General features: G+C 71.0%; 15 protein-coding genes, 4 tRNA genes and 1 pseudogene. 10 read left to right on the top strand and 10 right to left on the bottom strand.

The genetic code is table 11. The features are described from left to right. Window positions 1-247 precede the first annotated feature (247 nt). The 7 genes from HNQ09_RS17995 to mqnP all read right to left on the bottom strand — a co-directional run bounded on the left by HNQ09_RS17995 (window position 248) and on the right by mqnP (window position 6,280). A complete protein-coding gene (locus tag HNQ09_RS17995) occupies window positions 248-1,357 on the bottom strand; it encodes an ROK family protein (RefSeq protein ID WP_184031874.1) in 1,110 nt (369 codons plus the stop codon). Window positions 1,358-1,412: 55 nt separating this feature from the next. Next, window positions 1,413-2,981: an ATP-binding protein gene (locus HNQ09_RS17990; RefSeq protein ID WP_184031872.1), complete on the bottom strand. Its 1,569-nt coding sequence runs from the start codon at window positions 2,979-2,981 to the stop codon at window positions 1,413-1,415. Between the two features lie 137 nt (window positions 2,982-3,118). Next, window positions 3,119-3,796, bottom strand: coding sequence for a response regulator transcription factor (locus HNQ09_RS17985; RefSeq protein ID WP_010887388.1), 678 nt, complete (start codon window positions 3,794-3,796; stop codon window positions 3,119-3,121). 45 nt (window positions 3,797-3,841) lie between these two features. Next, window positions 3,842-4,438: an adenylate/guanylate cyclase domain-containing protein gene (locus HNQ09_RS17980; RefSeq protein WP_184031870.1), complete on the bottom strand. Its 597-nt coding sequence runs from the start codon at window positions 4,436-4,438 to the stop codon at window positions 3,842-3,844. A 103-nt stretch (window positions 4,439-4,541) separates the two neighbouring features. Then, on the bottom strand, window positions 4,542-4,991 hold the full coding sequence (locus HNQ09_RS17975; protein WP_184031868.1) for a hypothetical protein: 450 nt from the start codon (window positions 4,989-4,991) through the stop codon (window positions 4,542-4,544). 84 nt (window positions 4,992-5,075) lie between these two features. Next, window positions 5,076-5,414: a hypothetical protein gene (locus HNQ09_RS17970; RefSeq protein WP_184031866.1), complete on the bottom strand. Its 339-nt coding sequence runs from the start codon at window positions 5,412-5,414 to the stop codon at window positions 5,076-5,078. Continuing rightward, window positions 5,396-6,280: a menaquinone biosynthesis prenyltransferase MqnP gene (gene mqnP, locus HNQ09_RS17965; RefSeq protein ID WP_184031864.1), complete on the bottom strand. Its 885-nt coding sequence runs from the start codon at window positions 6,278-6,280 to the stop codon at window positions 5,396-5,398. Before mqnP ends, HNQ09_RS17970 begins: the two co-directional genes overlap by 19 nt. 104 nt (window positions 6,281-6,384) lie before the next feature. Here mqnP and HNQ09_RS17960 point away from each other — a divergent pair. The 3 genes from HNQ09_RS17960 (at window position 6,385) to HNQ09_RS17950 (ending at window position 6,696) form a co-directional block, all read left to right on the top strand. Beyond that, a tRNA-Pro gene (locus HNQ09_RS17960) sits at window positions 6,385-6,461 on the top strand. A gap of 43 nt (window positions 6,462-6,504) precedes the next feature. After that, window positions 6,505-6,578: transfer RNA gene (locus HNQ09_RS17955), tRNA-Gly, on the top strand. A 41-nt stretch (window positions 6,579-6,619) separates the two neighbouring features. Next, window positions 6,620-6,696 (top strand) — tRNA-Arg (locus HNQ09_RS17950). A gap of 347 nt (window positions 6,697-7,043) precedes the next feature. On the opposite strand, the gene HNQ09_RS17945 is transcribed toward HNQ09_RS17950, so the two are convergent. Next, on the bottom strand, window positions 7,044-7,421 hold the full coding sequence (locus tag HNQ09_RS17945; protein WP_184031862.1) for an RlpA-like double-psi beta-barrel domain-containing protein: 378 nt from the start codon (window positions 7,419-7,421) through the stop codon (window positions 7,044-7,046). Between the two features lie 167 nt (window positions 7,422-7,588). On the opposite strand from HNQ09_RS17945, the gene HNQ09_RS17940 reads away from it, so the two are divergent. Then, entirely contained in the window at window positions 7,589-8,767 is a 1,179-nt protein-coding gene (locus HNQ09_RS17940) for a M28 family peptidase (protein ID WP_184031860.1), read from the top strand. 62 nt (window positions 8,768-8,829) lie between these two features. On the opposite strand, the gene HNQ09_RS17935 is transcribed toward HNQ09_RS17940, so the two are convergent. After that, window positions 8,830-9,204, bottom strand: coding sequence for a hypothetical protein (locus tag HNQ09_RS17935; RefSeq protein ID WP_184031858.1), 375 nt, complete (start codon window positions 9,202-9,204; stop codon window positions 8,830-8,832). A gap of 82 nt (window positions 9,205-9,286) precedes the next feature. Next, window positions 9,287-9,673 (bottom strand): hypothetical protein, encoded by a 387-nt coding sequence (locus tag HNQ09_RS17930; protein WP_184031856.1) that lies wholly within the window; start codon window positions 9,671-9,673, stop codon window positions 9,287-9,289. 58 nt (window positions 9,674-9,731) lie between these two features. On the opposite strand from HNQ09_RS17930, the gene HNQ09_RS17925 reads away from it, so the two are divergent. The 6 genes and pseudogenes from HNQ09_RS17925 to HNQ09_RS19060 form a co-directional block, all read left to right on the top strand. Beyond that, the gene (locus HNQ09_RS17925; protein WP_184031855.1) at window positions 9,732-10,220 is read left to right on the top strand and encodes a hypothetical protein; all 489 of its coding nucleotides are present in this window, start codon (window positions 9,732-9,734) and stop codon (window positions 10,218-10,220) included. Window positions 10,221-10,241: 21 nt separating this feature from the next. After that, window positions 10,242-10,721, top strand: a complete 480-nt coding sequence (locus HNQ09_RS17920) for an HIT family protein (RefSeq protein WP_184031853.1) — start codon at window positions 10,242-10,244, stop codon at window positions 10,719-10,721. Between the two features lie 64 nt (window positions 10,722-10,785). Then, window positions 10,786-11,916, top strand: coding sequence for a radical SAM family heme chaperone HemW (gene hemW / locus HNQ09_RS17915; protein WP_184031851.1), 1,131 nt, complete (start codon window positions 10,786-10,788; stop codon window positions 11,914-11,916). Between the two features lie 102 nt (window positions 11,917-12,018). Continuing rightward, window positions 12,019-13,422 (top strand): dihydrolipoyl dehydrogenase, encoded by a 1,404-nt coding sequence (gene lpdA, locus HNQ09_RS17910; RefSeq protein WP_184031849.1) that lies wholly within the window; start codon window positions 12,019-12,021, stop codon window positions 13,420-13,422. Between the two features lie 156 nt (window positions 13,423-13,578). Then, window positions 13,579-13,655, top strand: a tRNA-Arg gene (locus HNQ09_RS17905). Window positions 13,656-13,953: 298 nt separating this feature from the next. After that, window positions 13,954-14,075: pseudogene (locus HNQ09_RS19060) on the top strand (S-layer protein); the annotation flags it as partial.

Raw genomic sequence — 14,075 nt, 5'->3', positions numbered from 1 at the left:
TCCTCGCGTCAGCAGAGAACCGCCGGAGGGAACCCGCACCGCCACCGGGCGCAGGCAGACCATCGGCCGGGGAATCGGCCGGGCCGGGGAAACGGCTGTCGATGGGTTCATGACGCCTCCTGACGCGCGCGCGGTCACGCCCCCATTGTGCGCCTGCGCCTGCCTTCGGGACGGCCCGGCGGCAGCCCTGAGAACATGGTCGGTGTCACTCGCCCACGTGGCTTCTTCCGGGATGGGGGGTAAGGTTCTAACTTTCTGTCTCCTGCAACGCGCCTCCCACGGAAGTTCCCAGCAGCAGCGCCGCGTCCATATGGGGCAGGCCGTGAACCGCCGCCTGCCCCTCATGCATCACCCTGACCCGGCAGGAGAAGCCCAGTCTGGTGCTCAGCCGCTCGCGCAGAACATCTTCCAGAGCGAGCCCGGCCAGCGAGCCGTAAAAACTGCTGGTTGCCGCTTGCGGATCGACACTTCCCCCCCGGTCCAGATGGGCCGACAGGCTGACAGCCACCTGCTCCACCTGACCGTGCCCCGCGAGGGTCTCCAGCAGGGCCTCGGCCAGAAAATCCAGAAGCTGCTGGCCGTCACTGATCCCGTACGGAGTCGGCAGCAGAGGCGCGGGCCGCAGCTCTCTCACCTCTCCGCCCGACACCTCCACCCAGGCCCGTTTGATGGCGGTGTGTCCGGCGTCCAGCACCAGGACCGGCCCGTCCCGGTAGTGCCTCGCGGCGCCGTGGAGCATCAGGTGACGCGGCTGTGCAAACAGATGCAGCCGCACGTCGGCCGCGCCCAGGCGGGGCAGCCACTCGCAGGCGGTGGAAAAGAGCTGCTGCCCCAGCGTGCCGCTCAGCACGCCTCCTCCCAAGACGATGCGGTTGACCTGCCGCCAGCGTTCCCAGTGCGCCTCCGGCCATTCCGGGCGGGCCGCACGGCTTTCGGGGGGCGCCAGCTTCAGGGTCGCCACGGTGGCGGCCAGCGCGATTCCCAGGCGTTCGGCGAAGGCGGCGGTTCCAGGGTCCCCGCGCTCCAGGGCGGCATTGAGGGCGACTGGATAGACGCCGCAAGCCTGCATCTTCCGGGCGTGGACCTCCAGCCCACAGGCCCGGACAAGACCGGAAAGGCCCCGGGTACGTCCATGCCCGAGGAGCTGCCGGGGTAGCCGCTCCAGCGTGAGTCGCGCGATGTCCAGCTTGCCGGAGGAGGGAATGCGGGGAAGGTCGCAGAGAGGCAGCTCGGCCTGCATCTGCGGGGCGATGCTCCAGGTCGCCAGCCATTCATGGGCCAACGTTCCCGCCATACCGTCCGGTAGGCCCCCGAAGTTGGCGATGGTGACGCGGTTCAAGCCTGGATTGAAGGTCATGGCGTGAGGAGAACACCTGTTCCCGGGCCGACTCTGCGCCGTGTGCCTTCCATCTTCACGGCACGTCCTCCTCGTCCAGATCAGCAATGTTCCCGATCGGCAGCTGCACGTGCGCGGTGGTGCCTTTCCCGACCTCGCTTTCCAGCCAGATGCGCCCGCCGTGGGCGTCCACGATGCCCTTGGCGATGCTCAGGCCCAGGCCCGCGCCGCCCTGATCACGGCTGCGGCTGTCCTCGACCCGGTAGAAGCGGTCGAAAAGCCGCGCGAGATGCTCGGGCGGAATGCCGGGGCCGTCGTCGTGCACGCTCAGGCGGACCTCGCGCCCGCCCCCTTGCGGCTGACTGGTGAGGGTGATGTTTTTCGCGCCCGCCTTGAGGGCGTTGCCGACCAGGTTGATCAGGACCTGCTTGAGGCGGTCGGGGTCGCCCTCAAAAGCCAGCTCCTCGCCGCCCGCCGTGAGCCGGGTCCCCTGCGCCTGCGCGAGCGGGGCGAGTTCACGCGTCACCTCGCTCAGAAAGGGGCCGGAGAGGACCGGCTGGCGGGTCAGGGCCAGCGCCCCGCTGTCCGAGCGGGCCAGTTGCAGCAGGCTGGCAATCAGGTTGGTGAGGCGCTCGGACTCCGAACGGATGATGTCCAGGCTCTCGCGCTGCTGCTCGTTGGGCTGGGTGCGCCGCAGCAGGTACGAGGCGTGCCCGCTGATCGCCGTGACCGGGGTCCGCAGCTCGTGGCTGGCGTCGCTGGTAAATCGGCGCTGGGCCTCGAAGCTGCCCTCCAGGCGCCCCAGCATCGCGTTGAGGGCCTGCGCCAGCGCCTGCACCTCGTCGCCGGTCTGCGGCTCGGGGACCCGCTCGGCCAGGTTCTGCCCGCCGATGCTCTCGGCCGCCCGCTGCACCTGCCGCAAGGGCCGCAGCGCCTGCCCGGCCAGCAGGTAGGCGCCCGCGCCCGCCGTCAGCAAGCCCGCCAGACACAGCGCGAGCAGCACCCGCTGAAGCTGCGCCTGGGTGTACAGGTTGCCTTCGAGCTTGCGGCCGATATAGGCGACCGCCAGGTTGGGCGGCGCGCTGGGGTCAAGTTGCAGCGCGCCCAGGGTCACCAGAAAGTGGTGCGGCGCGCTTTGCGTGCTGTAGGGGTCGCGCACGTCGCGCTGGATGTAGATGCGCCCGTCGGGCGACTCGATCAGCCGGGTGAGTTCCGCGTCCGTGAGGCTGATCAGCGAGCCGCGGTCCATGCCGATGGATTCGCGGTTCTGCGGGTCGCTGCCCAGGCCGCGCACAAAAGCCAGCACCTGCTCACGCGCGTCCGGGGTGGGCGCCTCCTCGAGCTGCTGGGCCAGCGTGGGAAAGTCGTAGGTGGGCAGCTCGTCGATCTGGATCGCGTCGTTGGGAAAGAGGTAGCGCGCCAGCGGCAGCACGCCCGCCGCGTCCCGCTCCTCGTCGGTGCTGGGTGCTTTGAGGTTCAGGCTGGGCAGCGTCTCGGTCAGCAGCAGGTACGACTGGTTCAGCTCGCGGTTGAGGTTGCTCAGCAGGCTGCTGCGAATGGTGACCAGCGCCGCGACCGACACGGCGGTCAGCAGCACGGCCAGCAAACCGGTATAGAACAGCGTCAGGCGCCAGCGCAGCGTCACGGCCCCACCTCGGCGCGTGGGGCGCCGCTCGGCCCACCAGCGGCGCCAACGCCGGGCGGCTCAGGAAATCCTGTCACGCCCGGCAGTGTACCGTCTGGCCTCTGCGGCCCCCGCCCCTGCGGACGCCCAGCGGGGCGCTATTCCTCGCGCAGCACGTACCCGACGCCGCGCACGGTGTGGATCAGCCGCCGCTCGCCGCCCTCCTCGAGCTTGCGGCGCAGGTAGCCGATGTAGACGTCCACCACGTTGCTGCCGCCGGTGTACTCGGGCCAGACCTTCTCCTCGATCTCGAAGCGCGAAAAGACCTTGCCGGGGTTGCGGGCCAGCAGTTCCAGCAGCTCGAACTCCTTGGCGGACAGCTCGACCCGCCGTCCGCCCCGGAAAATCTCGCGCCCGTCGAGGTTCATCACCAGGTCGGCCACCCGCACCTCGCCGGTCACCGCCGGATTGACCCGGCGCAGGTGCGCGCGCACCCGGGCCAGCAGCTCCTCGATGGAAAAGGGCTTGATCAGGTAGTCGTCGGCGCCCGAGTCCAGGCCCTCGACCTTGTCCTGAATCCCGTCCTTGGCCGTCAGAATGATGATGGGCGTGTTGCTGGTCTTGCGGATGCGCCGGGCGACCTCCAGGCCATCGAGCACCGGCAGCATCAGGTCCAGAATCACCAAGTCGGGGTTGACCTCGCGGAACTTGCTCAGGCCGGTCACGCCGTCGAAGGCGACCTCGGTCGCGTAGCCCTCGGCGGCCAGTTCGAGTTCTATAAAACGGGCAATATCTTTTTCATCCTCGATCACGAGGACCAGCGGCTTGCGTTCCATGCGGCCAGTCTAGGGAGCGTTCTCATGAGAAGGCCCCCCGACCGCTTAACCTGTTTTCATGCGCCCCGGCGGCAGCGCAGCGGGCAGCCGCGCCGCGTAGGCCTGACAGGCGGCCGGAAAGCCGCGCAGGGACGGCAGCGGCCGGGGCACCCCCACCACCGCCGGGCCGAGGTGCCGGGCGGCGGTGTCGCACACCAGCGTCTCACCCGGGGCGGCGGCGTCACACAGGCGCCGGGCATAGTTGACCGGCAGGCCGTAGGCGCTGGGCTGGCCGCCGACCGGCCCGGTCACCACCGGACCCGCCGCGACCCCGGCCCGCAGCTCCAGCCGCAGCCCCAGCGCGGCGGCAAGCCCCAGCCGCGCGACCCGTTCGTGGGCTTCCAGCGCCGCCAGGACCGCCTGCGAGGTCTGGGAGCTGGGCCACAGCGCCAGCACGGCGTCGCCCTGGTGCTGCAAGACCTGCCCGCCGCGCACCTCGAAACTCAGGATCAGCAACTGCACGAACTCGGTCATCAGGGTGGCGTAGTGCTCGAGCCGCAGCCCGTGCGCCAGCCGGGTGCTGCCCACCAGATCGGCCATCACCAGGCACGCGAGCTGGGCGGCAGGTGGGTGGATGGGCAAGGGCAGGAGCAGCTCAGGCATGAGGGGATGAGGACAGTATGACCTGCGCCGCCGACTTAAGTAAAGTCCCATTCCGCTCACATGGGCGGGTGCGGAGGAGCGCGGCCCGGCGCCCCGGCGGCCGTCAGGAACCGGGCGCCACAAAGCCGTGCAGCGGCGGAAGGGTCCGGAAAGCGACCCAGTCTCCCGGCTGCGCGGCGGGCAGCGGCTCGAAGGCGGCCAGCACCAGCGGCAGCCGCGCCTGCACGACCCAGACCCGGCGGCTGGCGCTCTGGACCCGGCCCACGCCCTCCACGCCCGAGACGCCCACCACGCTGAGCGTCTCCGCCGCCCCACTGGCCTCCGCCGGGCCGAGCAACCGGGTGGCAGGCAGGTCGAGCACCCCGTGGACGACCACCCGGGCGGGGCCGGGGCGGCCGTTGTAGGGGCCGGTGCGGTCGAAGAGGTACAGCACCCGGCCGCCCGACGCGAACTCCAGCAGGGGGCTGCCCTCGCGCTGGGGGTAGAGCAGGCCCTCGGCGGCGTGGGCCGCGTAGGTCGCCGCGAACTCCGTCTCGGAGCTTTCCAGCGTCACGGCTGTTCTCCCCTCAGGTCGCGCATCGGGGTGATTCTAGGGCATGGGCCGCCGGGGGGCCGAACAGGGGGGAGCGGAGGCGGTTTACCCAGCCGTACCCGGCGGCGCCGCGTCTTCCAGCCAGACCAGGGTGGGGCGGGGGTGCCCGGCCGCGTCGAGCACCGGGTCGGCGCGTTCCAGCGCGAAGGTGCCTTCCACCTCGCGCAGCAGGTGAATCAGCACGAAGCCGCCGAGCCGCTCCAGCACCGCCCAGGGCACGCTTCCGGGGGGGTGGAGGTCACGCGCCCGCCGCAGCTCCGTGAGGGCCGCCCATTCGTCGCCGTCGGCAAAGGCCCGCGCCGCCCGGGGAGGAACCAGCGCCCGCGAGGCGGCTTCGCGCTCCTCAGGAGTCCGCTCTCCGGGGGTCAGGTCAGGGTGCGCCACGTCACGTCCAGCACCACGCCCGCCAGCATGGTGAGGGCCAGCCACATGTTCGCGTCGAAAAAGGCGACGTTGACGCGCCCCAGATCCTGGGGGTTCACGATGCGGTGCTCGTACAGCAAGATGGCGCCCATCGCCAGCGCCGCGAGGTAATACCAGAAGCTCGCGCCCGTGGCCACCCCCACCGCCAGCAGCAGCGCGAAGGTCAGGGCGTGGCTCCAGGCCGCGAGGCGCAGGGCGCGCGGAATACCGAAGCGGGCCGGAATGCTCTTGATCCCGTTCGCGAGGTCGAAGCGGTAGTCCAGCGTGGCGTAGATCACGTCCAGGCCGATCATCCAGAAGATCACCGCCGCCCACAGCAGCCACGCGCCGGGGGCGAACTCGCCCGTCACCGCGATCCAGCCGCCCGCCGCCGCCGCCCCGTCGGTGACGCCCAGCCAGGCGTGGCACAGCCAGGTGTAGCGCTTGGTGTAGGGGTAGCCGATCAGAAAGACCACCGCCAGCGGCAGCAGCAGCAGGCACAGCGGGTTCAGTTGGGCCGCCGCAAAGGCCATGACCGCCAGGCTGACGCCCACCAGCGCCCAGGCCTGCGCGGGGCTGACCTTGCCGCTGGGCACCTCCCGGCCCGCCGTGCGCGGATTGCGCGCGTCGATCAGGCGGTCGATCACCCGGTTGGCGCCCATCGCGGCGGTGCGCGCCGAGGCCATCGCCACCGTGACCCACAGCACCACGCCCAGGCCGGGCCAGCCGGTTCCGTTGGCCTGGAAGCTTGCCAGCAGCATGCCCGCGTAGGCAAAGGGCAAGGCGAACACCGTGTGCTCGAACTTCACCAGCTCCAGATAGGTCCTGACCCGCCCCGCCGCGTTCACAGTCCCGCATGATACGCCCCCGGTGCGGGTCAGCGGCCTGCTCCGCCCCCCTGCACACCCGGCCCCCGCCTCTGCTATCATGCGGCCCGCGCGCAGGCGGGAGACGAGGCGTAGCGCAGGCTGGTAGCGCACTTGGTTTGGGACCAAGGGGTCGCTGGTTCGAATCCAGTCGCCTCGACCACCCTCCGCACCACAGGGGGGACACGCGCGCGCGCGGTTTTCTGGCGGGATTGGTGTAGTGGTAGCACAGCAGCCTTCCAAGCTTCTGGCCTCGGTTCGAATCCGTGATCCCGCTCCAGACCCACGAAGGCTCCCTCCCCCGGCGGGAGCTTTCGCCTTGCACCCTTAGCTCAGCTGGATAGAGCAACCGCCTTCTAAGCGGTCGGTCGTAGGTTCGAGTCCTACAGGGTGCGCCACCCCCCTTCCCCGTCACAGACGGGGGCTTTTTTTGGCTTGCGCAGAGGGGGCCGGATACGCCGCCTCTGCGCAGCCGGTCTCCGCCAGGCCGGGGGGGGGGCGACCTTCATGCCGCCCCCTTCCACAGCTGTGCGGGTGACTGGACGCGAACCAGTCCGGCGCCGGGACCCGCTGGCGCGTCCGTTTTTGAGAAGGTGGACGCCTCCCTCCACCGCCGGGGCCAAGGCGGGAGGGCGGGGCGGCGCGCGCGCCCCCGCCAGCCTGGGGGTCCTTGCCTGAGGAGGTGGGACGAGTGTGACGGGCAGGGCGTTTCCAGATCGCTCAGGCCAGTCAGGCGGGGGAGCCGTTAGCCCCGGTAGGGACGGCCCTTGCGCAGCACGGTCAGGGTGCCGGCGGAGACGCCCAGTTTGCGGGCGGTGCTGACCCGCCGGACCAGCACGTCGGCGGTGCGGCGGTAGCGCTGGTGCATGGTGTCGTTGACCACGTAGACCTGGCTGCGGCCCCCCACCGTGAGACGCACGCGGGCGCCGCAACCCACCTGGCGCAGCAGGTCGCGCGAGAGGGCGATCTGGCCGGGGCGGGTCGGCCCGCAGGCCGAGATGTGCGGCGTGCGGTCGGTCTGACTGCGAACGGCGTTGTAGTGGCTGACCCTCTGAAGGGAATAGGTGGCGGCCTCGCCCTCTGCGGCGAGGACGGCCAGCGCGGTGATGAGGAGACGTCGCATAGCGCCGCACCGTAGCGCCCACCCGGCGCGGATTCCGTGACGCCGGTATTTGACAGCCGGGGGCTTCCCGGTCTACCTGGCCTCTTGCCCTGCCCCGGCCCACCCGCGTGCCCGACTCTGTGGGGCGGCCCCCTGCGCCCCGGCGCCGGGCGTGGTCTGCTGGAACCATGCGAAAACCTTGGGCGCGGGCGGTGCGGGGCGGGCTGCTGAGCGGGCTGCTGGTGGGGGCCGGGGCGGGGGCGACCGTCGAGAACAACCTGGAGGCGGTGCTGAAGCTCGGCCCGCGCGTGACCGGCAGCGAGGCCAACGAGCAGGCGCGCGGCTACCTGGAAGGCGAGCTGCGCGCCCTGGGCTACCTCACCCGGCGCGAGCGCTTCAGCTATCCCCGGTTCGACGACCTCGGCTCGGAGGTGCGGGTGGGCGCGCGGCGGCTCTCTGGGCTGGCCCTGCAAGGCACCCCCGGCGGCGAGGTCACCGCCCCGGTGGTGCGGGTGCCTGGCGTGGGCACGCCCGGGGACTTTGCCGGGGCGAACGTGCGCGGCCGGATCGCGGTCGTGGCGCGCGGCCAGATTCCTTTTGCCCAGAAGGCGCGGAGCGCCCGCGCGGCGGGGGCGGCCGGGCTGATCGTGGTGAACAACGAACCCGGAGAACTGCGCGGCACGCTGGGCGACCCGGTGGCGTTGCCGGTGCTGGGCGTCACGCCCGAGGTGGGCGCGGCCCTGCCGGAAGGCCAGCCCGTCACCCTGGCGGTGCGCGTCCGGGAGGGCGAGGTGCGCGGCGTGAACGTGGTCGCCTTCAAGTCCGGCGTGACCCAGCCCGAGCTGCTGTTCGGCGGGCACCTCGACTCGGTGGCGGGCGCGCCCGGCGCGAACGACAACCTTTCCGGCACGCTGGCGGTGCTCGAACTCGCGCGGCGGGCCGCGAACACGCCGCTGGCGGCCCGCAGCTTCTTCGTGCTGTTCGACGGCGAGGAAGACGGCCTGCGCGGCTCGCGCGCCTTTGTCAAGGACAACGCCCGGCTGGTCGGGGGCCTCAGGGCGATGTTCAACTTCGACATGGTGGGCGTGAATGCCGATCCGCTGGCCGTGGGCGGCGACGCGGGTCTGGTCACCCTGGCGCGGCGGGAGACGCCCACGCTGGGCACGCTGGGGGGCAGCGGCGGCGGCAGCGACCACGCCTCGTTCGCTCAGGCGGGCGTTCCGGTCCTCTTCTTTCACCGGGGCCTGGACGTGAACTACCACCGGCCCACCGACACGGCCGCCGATCCGCGCCTGATCCGCGAGACGGTAGACGTGGCCCTGAAGACGGTGGACGCCGTGCTGAGCGCCGCGCCCGCCGCCCGCTAGGGCAAGCGCGGTCGGGCAAGAGGCCCCCGCCCGGAACCGGGGAGGCGCGGGGCGCGGCCGGGTTACTGCCGGACCATCTTGAGGGTCTGGGCGCCCGCGTCGTCGGTCCGGCTGCCCTCGTAGCGGCCCTCCCGGAAGGTACCCACGAAGGGCGAGCCGGGGAAGTTGGGGAAATAGACCGTGCCCTTCACGGTGTTGCCGGCCATCAGCTTCGGCCCGAGACCGACCTCGGGCAGCAGGGTCATCGTGAAGTCGCCGGGATTGGGCCGGTTGGCCATCGTGATCGCGGCGATGTAGCGCTCGGCGTCCGGGTCGCCCGGCCGGCCGAACTCCACCGTCCACAGCCCCGAGGCGTCGTAGGCAGGGGGGGGCGGCGCCGCGCCGCAAGACGCCAGCAGGGCGGAGCCGACCAGCGCCAGGCCGAGGAGTCTTCTCATGGGCGCAGGGTAGCAAGCGGCGGGCGGCGGCAGAAAAGAGCGGGCGGGGGGGGCGGCCTTTATCCCCGGCTTCCCGGCGGCCTTACTGCCCGGCCAGCGCCAGGTAATGCACCGGTCCCGAGATGCCCACCACCGCCGTGATGGTGTTCTTACGGCGCTGAAAGAGGTAGACCTGGCTGCGCGGCCCTTTTTGCTCGCGGACCTTGCGGTAGCCGCTTCTCACGATGGAGGCGAGGATGGCGTTGGTCTGGGCGGTGCGGGTCTTGCTCGCCTGGCTGTCCAGGGCGTACATCTCGGTCCATTTGGTGCCGCTCATCGCCTGCTTGAAGGTCAGGTAGAGGGGACCGCAGATGGGCGGGAGTCTCCGGGTGTCCTTGAACAGCCCGTTGGCGACGGTGCCGGGCTTGACCGGGCAGGCGAGGGCGGCGGGCGTCAGGAGCAGGGCGGCGAGCAGCAGCAGTCTGGTCATGGGCCCCTCCTGATACCAGACTCCCGTGAGGAGCGGCGCGGCCCGTATCCTGCCTTCCATGAACCACACGCGCACCTGGACGGACCTGTACGGCTCGGTCCAAGCCGACTTCGAGGGCCGGGCGGGCGGGCACCGCTGGCTGGTCGCCTCGCCGCCTGGCCTCGCGGCCGCCGTTCCCGCCCAGCTGGAGGCGCTCGGCGGCAAGGGCCTGGTGCGGCTGCTCGTCCACGACGGCCTGACGCCCCTGCTGACGGCCCTGCGCGAGCTGGCGCCGCGCGGCGTGCTGGTGGTCGCCCCGCGCGCCCTGGCCGGGGGACCCGCCGTGACCGTGCCGGAGCGCCAGCTCGACGCAGGCGGCGCGGCGTACCAGGAGGGAGGCGCCTTTCCGGCCTGGCGAGCCGCCCTGGAGGGCGCGGCGAAAGCCGAGGGCGAGTGCGCCCCCGCCAGCGCCGCCGCCGCCCTGGACGTGCCGGTGCTCGTCGCGGCGCCGGAGGGCGTGCGCTCGGCGCTGGAAGCCTGGATGGACGCCACGCCGCACGGGCGGTAAGGACGGGCCGAGGTGAACGCCATGTCACGCCATGCCCCCGAGAACTACGACTGTCCCTTCTGCGACGTGGTTCGGCGAAAGCCGCGTCCTTTCCCGTATACCCAGCCGGACGACATCGTGCTGCACAACGGACTCGTCACGGCCTTCATCTCCTCCTGCTGGTGGCCCAACAACCCGGGTCACGTCGTGATCGTGCCCAACGAGCACTTCGAGAACCTGTACGAGCTGCCCGCGCACTACGGGGCGGCGATCCATGATGTGTCCCGCGTGGTGGCGCTCGCCCTCAAGGCAGTCTTCCGATGTGACGGCACTTCCACGCGCCAGCACAATGAACCCAGTGGAGGCCAGGATGTCTGGCATTACCACCTCCAGGTCTTTCCGCGTTATGTGGATGACAACCTCTATCTCCACACCCCGGAGCGGCGCACCACGGCCCCGGAGGAGCGGCGACCGTACGCGGAATCTCTGCGGACCTACCTGACCCAGCAAGCCCTCTTCTGAATCCGGCCCGGCAATCGCAACCTGCGCCGCGCGCCGCCCCCCGCGCAGCGCGTACCCTGGCTCCGTGCCCGGCCCCGCCCTCGACTCCACCGTCCGCCACCTCTATGTCCACGTGCCGTTTTGCCCCACCATCTGCCCGTACTGCGACTTTCATGTGCTGACCCGGCGGGCCGGGCTGGTCGAGCGCTACCTGGAGCGGGTGGAGCAGGAGGCGGCCTGGCTGGCGAGTGAGTACGCGGCCGACCTCGACACCGTCTATATCGGCGGCGGAACCCCCAGCTTCCTGCGCGACAGCGAGATCACGGCGCTCGCAGGCAGCATCCGCCGTCACCTGGGCTGGGGCCGGGCCGAGAACACGCTGGAGATCAACCCCGGCACGGTCAGCCCCGCGCGGGCGGCGCTGTGGCGGGAACTGGGCTTTGACCGCGCCTCGGTGGGCGTGCAGAGCCTCGACGACGCCACCTTGAAGTTCCTGGGCCGCCAGCATGATGCCCGGCAGGCCAAGGGGGCCGTGCGCGAGCTGGTCGGTGCGGGTGTGCGGGTCAGCGGCGACCTGATCACCGCTGTGCCGGGGCAGCCGCTGGAAGACGACATTCGCGGGCTGGTGGACCTCGGCGTGGGCCATGTCAGCGCCTACACCCTGACCATTGAACCGGGCACCGAGTTCGCCCGCCGGGGCGTGACCGTGGAGGAAGACGACGAGCGCCGGGGCTTCGAGCAGACCGAGACGCTGCTGACTGCCCTGGGCTTTTCCCGCTACGAGGTCAGCAACTACGCCCGCCCCGGCCAGGAGTCGCGCCACAACCGCGCCTACTGGGAGGGCCGCACCTATCTGGGTTTAGGCCCAGGGGCGGCGGGCCACTACCCGGCGAGGGAAGGAGGAGGCGCGCTGACCCTGCGCCGGACCAATCCCCACCTCCACGACTGGCTGAGCGGCGCGGCGGGTGAGGCGGAACCCATCGACGCCGAGGAGTACGTCACCGACGCCCTGTTCATGGGCCTGCGGCTGCGGGAGGGCGTGGACCTCGCGGACCTCTCGCGCCGCAGCGGGCTGGACGTGCGGGCGCGTTACGCCGGGGCCATTGCCAGCAACCTGAGCCGGGGCCTGCTCACGCTCGACGGCGAGCGACTGCGCGCTACCCCACAGGGCTGGTGGACGCTCAACCGGGTGGTGGCGGACTTTCTGGAAGGTTAGAGGCCCCCGCCTGATATCCACCATTCACGCTGGTCAATGGGCCATAGCTGACTTCCGGCGAGCGTCACAGGTGCCTTTGCGGGCGCGCGTTAGACTACCCGCATGACGAACCAGATGGATTTTGACCTCCTCGTGATCGGGGCGGGTCCGGGCGGCTACCACGCCGCGATCCGCGCCGCCCAGCTGGGCCTGAAAGTCGCCTGCGCCGAGCGCGACGCGGTGGGCGGCGTGTGCCTCAACGTGGGCTGCATTCCCACCAAGGCGCTGCTGCACGCGGGCGAGCAGATGGCGGCGGCCCGCCACGCCTCCGATTTCGGCCTGACCTTCGGCGAGCAGACGCTCAACGTGCCCAAGCTCAACGGCTGGAAAGACGGCATCGTCAAGAAGCTGACGGGCGGCGTGGGTAGCCTGTTCAAGGCCAACAAGGTCACTTCCCTGAAGGGGCAGGCCAGCTTCGTGGACCCGCACACCGTGCAGGTCGGAGACCAGACCTACACCGCCGCGAACATCATCATCGCCACCGGCTCGGAACCCGCCCGCATCCCCGGCCTGGAGGTGGACCAGCAGAGCATCGTGGACTCCACGGGCGCGCTGGTCGTGCCCGACCCGGTGCCCGCGCGGATGCTGTGCGTGGGCGGCGGCGTGATCGGCTTCGAGTTCGCGCACATCTACAACAACCTCGGCGCGCAGGTCAAGGTGATCGAGTTCCTGCCCGGCATCATTCCCGGCGCCGACGCCGACGCCTCGCGCGAGTTCGGCAAGGCGATGAAAAAGCAGGGCATCACCATCGAGACCGAGACCAAGGCCAACCGCGCCGAGAAAAAGCCGGACGGCATTCACGTCGAGCTGGAAAGCGTCAAGACCGGCGAGAAGCGCGTCGAGGTCTTCGACCGCGTGCTCGTGGCGGTGGGCCGCCGCCCGCGCACCGACGGCCTGAACGCGCAGGCGGCGGGCGTCCACGTGACCGACCGGGGCTTTATCCCGGCGGACCTCCAGCAGCGCACCAACGTGGGGCACATCTACGCCATCGGGGACGTGGCGAGCAACCCCATGCTGGCCCACAAGGCGATGAAAGAAGGCCTGGTCGCCGCCGAGGTCGTCGCCGGGAAGCCCGCCGCGCAGGACGCCGTCGCCATTCCCGGCGTGGTGTACACCTCGCCCGAACTCGCCTGGGTGGGCCTCACCGAGGCCGAGGCGAAGGAAAAGGGCTACGAGGTCCGCACCGGCAACTTCCCCTTCAGCGCCTCGGGCCGGGCGATGACCCTGCAACAGACCGACGGTTTCGTGAAGATGGTCGTGGAAAAAGACACCGACCTGCTGCTGGGCGTCCACATCCTGGGGCCGCACGCCTCCGACATGCTGGGCGAGGCCAGCCTGGCGCTGGAGATGGCCGCGACCGCCACCGACATCGCCCTGACCATCCACGCGCACCCCACCCTGGGCGAGAGCGTGCTGGAGGCCGCCGAGGCGGTCCACAAGCAGGCCATCCACATCATGAACCGCTGAGGCCAAGGCGGGCGCCGGAGGGGGCGGGGACCGGAAGGGGGGTCCTTGCCCCCCCGCCTCAGCGGCTGTGCCGACGCGCACGGCCCCGGTTTTCCCGGCTCCGGCCCGCTGCTATACTCCCGAACGGTCCGCGCCCCGGGCCGCTGCCCTTGACTTGCACTCGTAGCTCAGTCGGATAGAGCGGCCCCCTCCTAAGGGGCAGGCCACTGGTTCGAATCCAGTCGAGTGCACCAGCCAAGACCCCGCGTCCGGCGGGGTTTTTTGCTGGGGCGCAGGCCGGGGTCCAGGTTTCCGGCGGGCGCAGCGTGAGAGGTCCGGCGACCAGAGACAAGGCCAGCGCGGCGTGTTTGCGGTCGGCGCCGCCGTCTGGCGTCTGGACTCCCCGCTGCCCCTGCCGCAGGGCCGCGCGCCTCGGCACGACCGGCCCCCCGTGGACCGCCGCCCAGAGGGCTGGGGAGGTGAGAGGTCCCTCAAGCCTGCCCCTGAGCGTCCATCAGACTGCGGTTAGCGCTGCCCGGCATCATGGCGCCCATGAAGAAGCTCCTGATGATTCCCGCCGCGCTGCTGGTGAGCACGGCGGCGGCGGCCCCCAAGATCAGCGCCCAGAGCATCATCGTCAACCCCGCGCAGCCGGACCTGAGTGTCAGTGTGCG

This window comes from Deinococcus budaensis, from assembly GCF_014201885.1.
Classification (GTDB): Bacteria; Deinococcota; Deinococci; order Deinococcales; family Deinococcaceae; genus Deinococcus; species Deinococcus budaensis.
The sequence above is the reverse complement of the archived record's forward strand: the minus strand, read 5'-3'. Positions and strand labels throughout refer to the sequence as shown.

Excerpts from the sequence above, each read along its gene's own strand:
- HNQ09_RS17995 (WP_184031874.1), bottom strand. The coding sequence starts at position 1,357 with ATGACCTTCAATCCAGGCTTGAACCGCGTCACCATCGCCAACTTCGGG.
- HNQ09_RS17985 (WP_010887388.1), bottom strand. The coding sequence starts at position 3,796 with ATGGAACGCAAGCCGCTGGTCCTCGTGATCGAGGATGAAAAAGATATT.
- HNQ09_RS17980 (WP_184031870.1), bottom strand. The coding sequence starts at position 4,438 with ATGCCTGAGCTGCTCCTGCCCTTGCCCATCCACCCACCTGCCGCCCAG.
- HNQ09_RS17945 (WP_184031862.1), bottom strand. The coding sequence starts at position 7,421 with ATGCGACGTCTCCTCATCACCGCGCTGGCCGTCCTCGCCGCAGAGGGC.
- HNQ09_RS17940 (WP_184031860.1), top strand. The coding sequence starts at position 7,589 with ATGCGAAAACCTTGGGCGCGGGCGGTGCGGGGCGGGCTGCTGAGCGGG.
- HNQ09_RS17935 (WP_184031858.1), bottom strand. The coding sequence starts at position 9,204 with ATGAGAAGACTCCTCGGCCTGGCGCTGGTCGGCTCCGCCCTGCTGGCG.
- HNQ09_RS17930 (WP_184031856.1), bottom strand. The coding sequence starts at position 9,673 with ATGACCAGACTGCTGCTGCTCGCCGCCCTGCTCCTGACGCCCGCCGCC.
- HNQ09_RS17925 (WP_184031855.1), top strand. The coding sequence starts at position 9,732 with ATGAACCACACGCGCACCTGGACGGACCTGTACGGCTCGGTCCAAGCC.
- HNQ09_RS17920 (WP_184031853.1), top strand. The coding sequence starts at position 10,242 with ATGTCACGCCATGCCCCCGAGAACTACGACTGTCCCTTCTGCGACGTG.
- lpdA (WP_184031849.1), top strand. The coding sequence starts at position 12,019 with ATGACGAACCAGATGGATTTTGACCTCCTCGTGATCGGGGCGGGTCCG.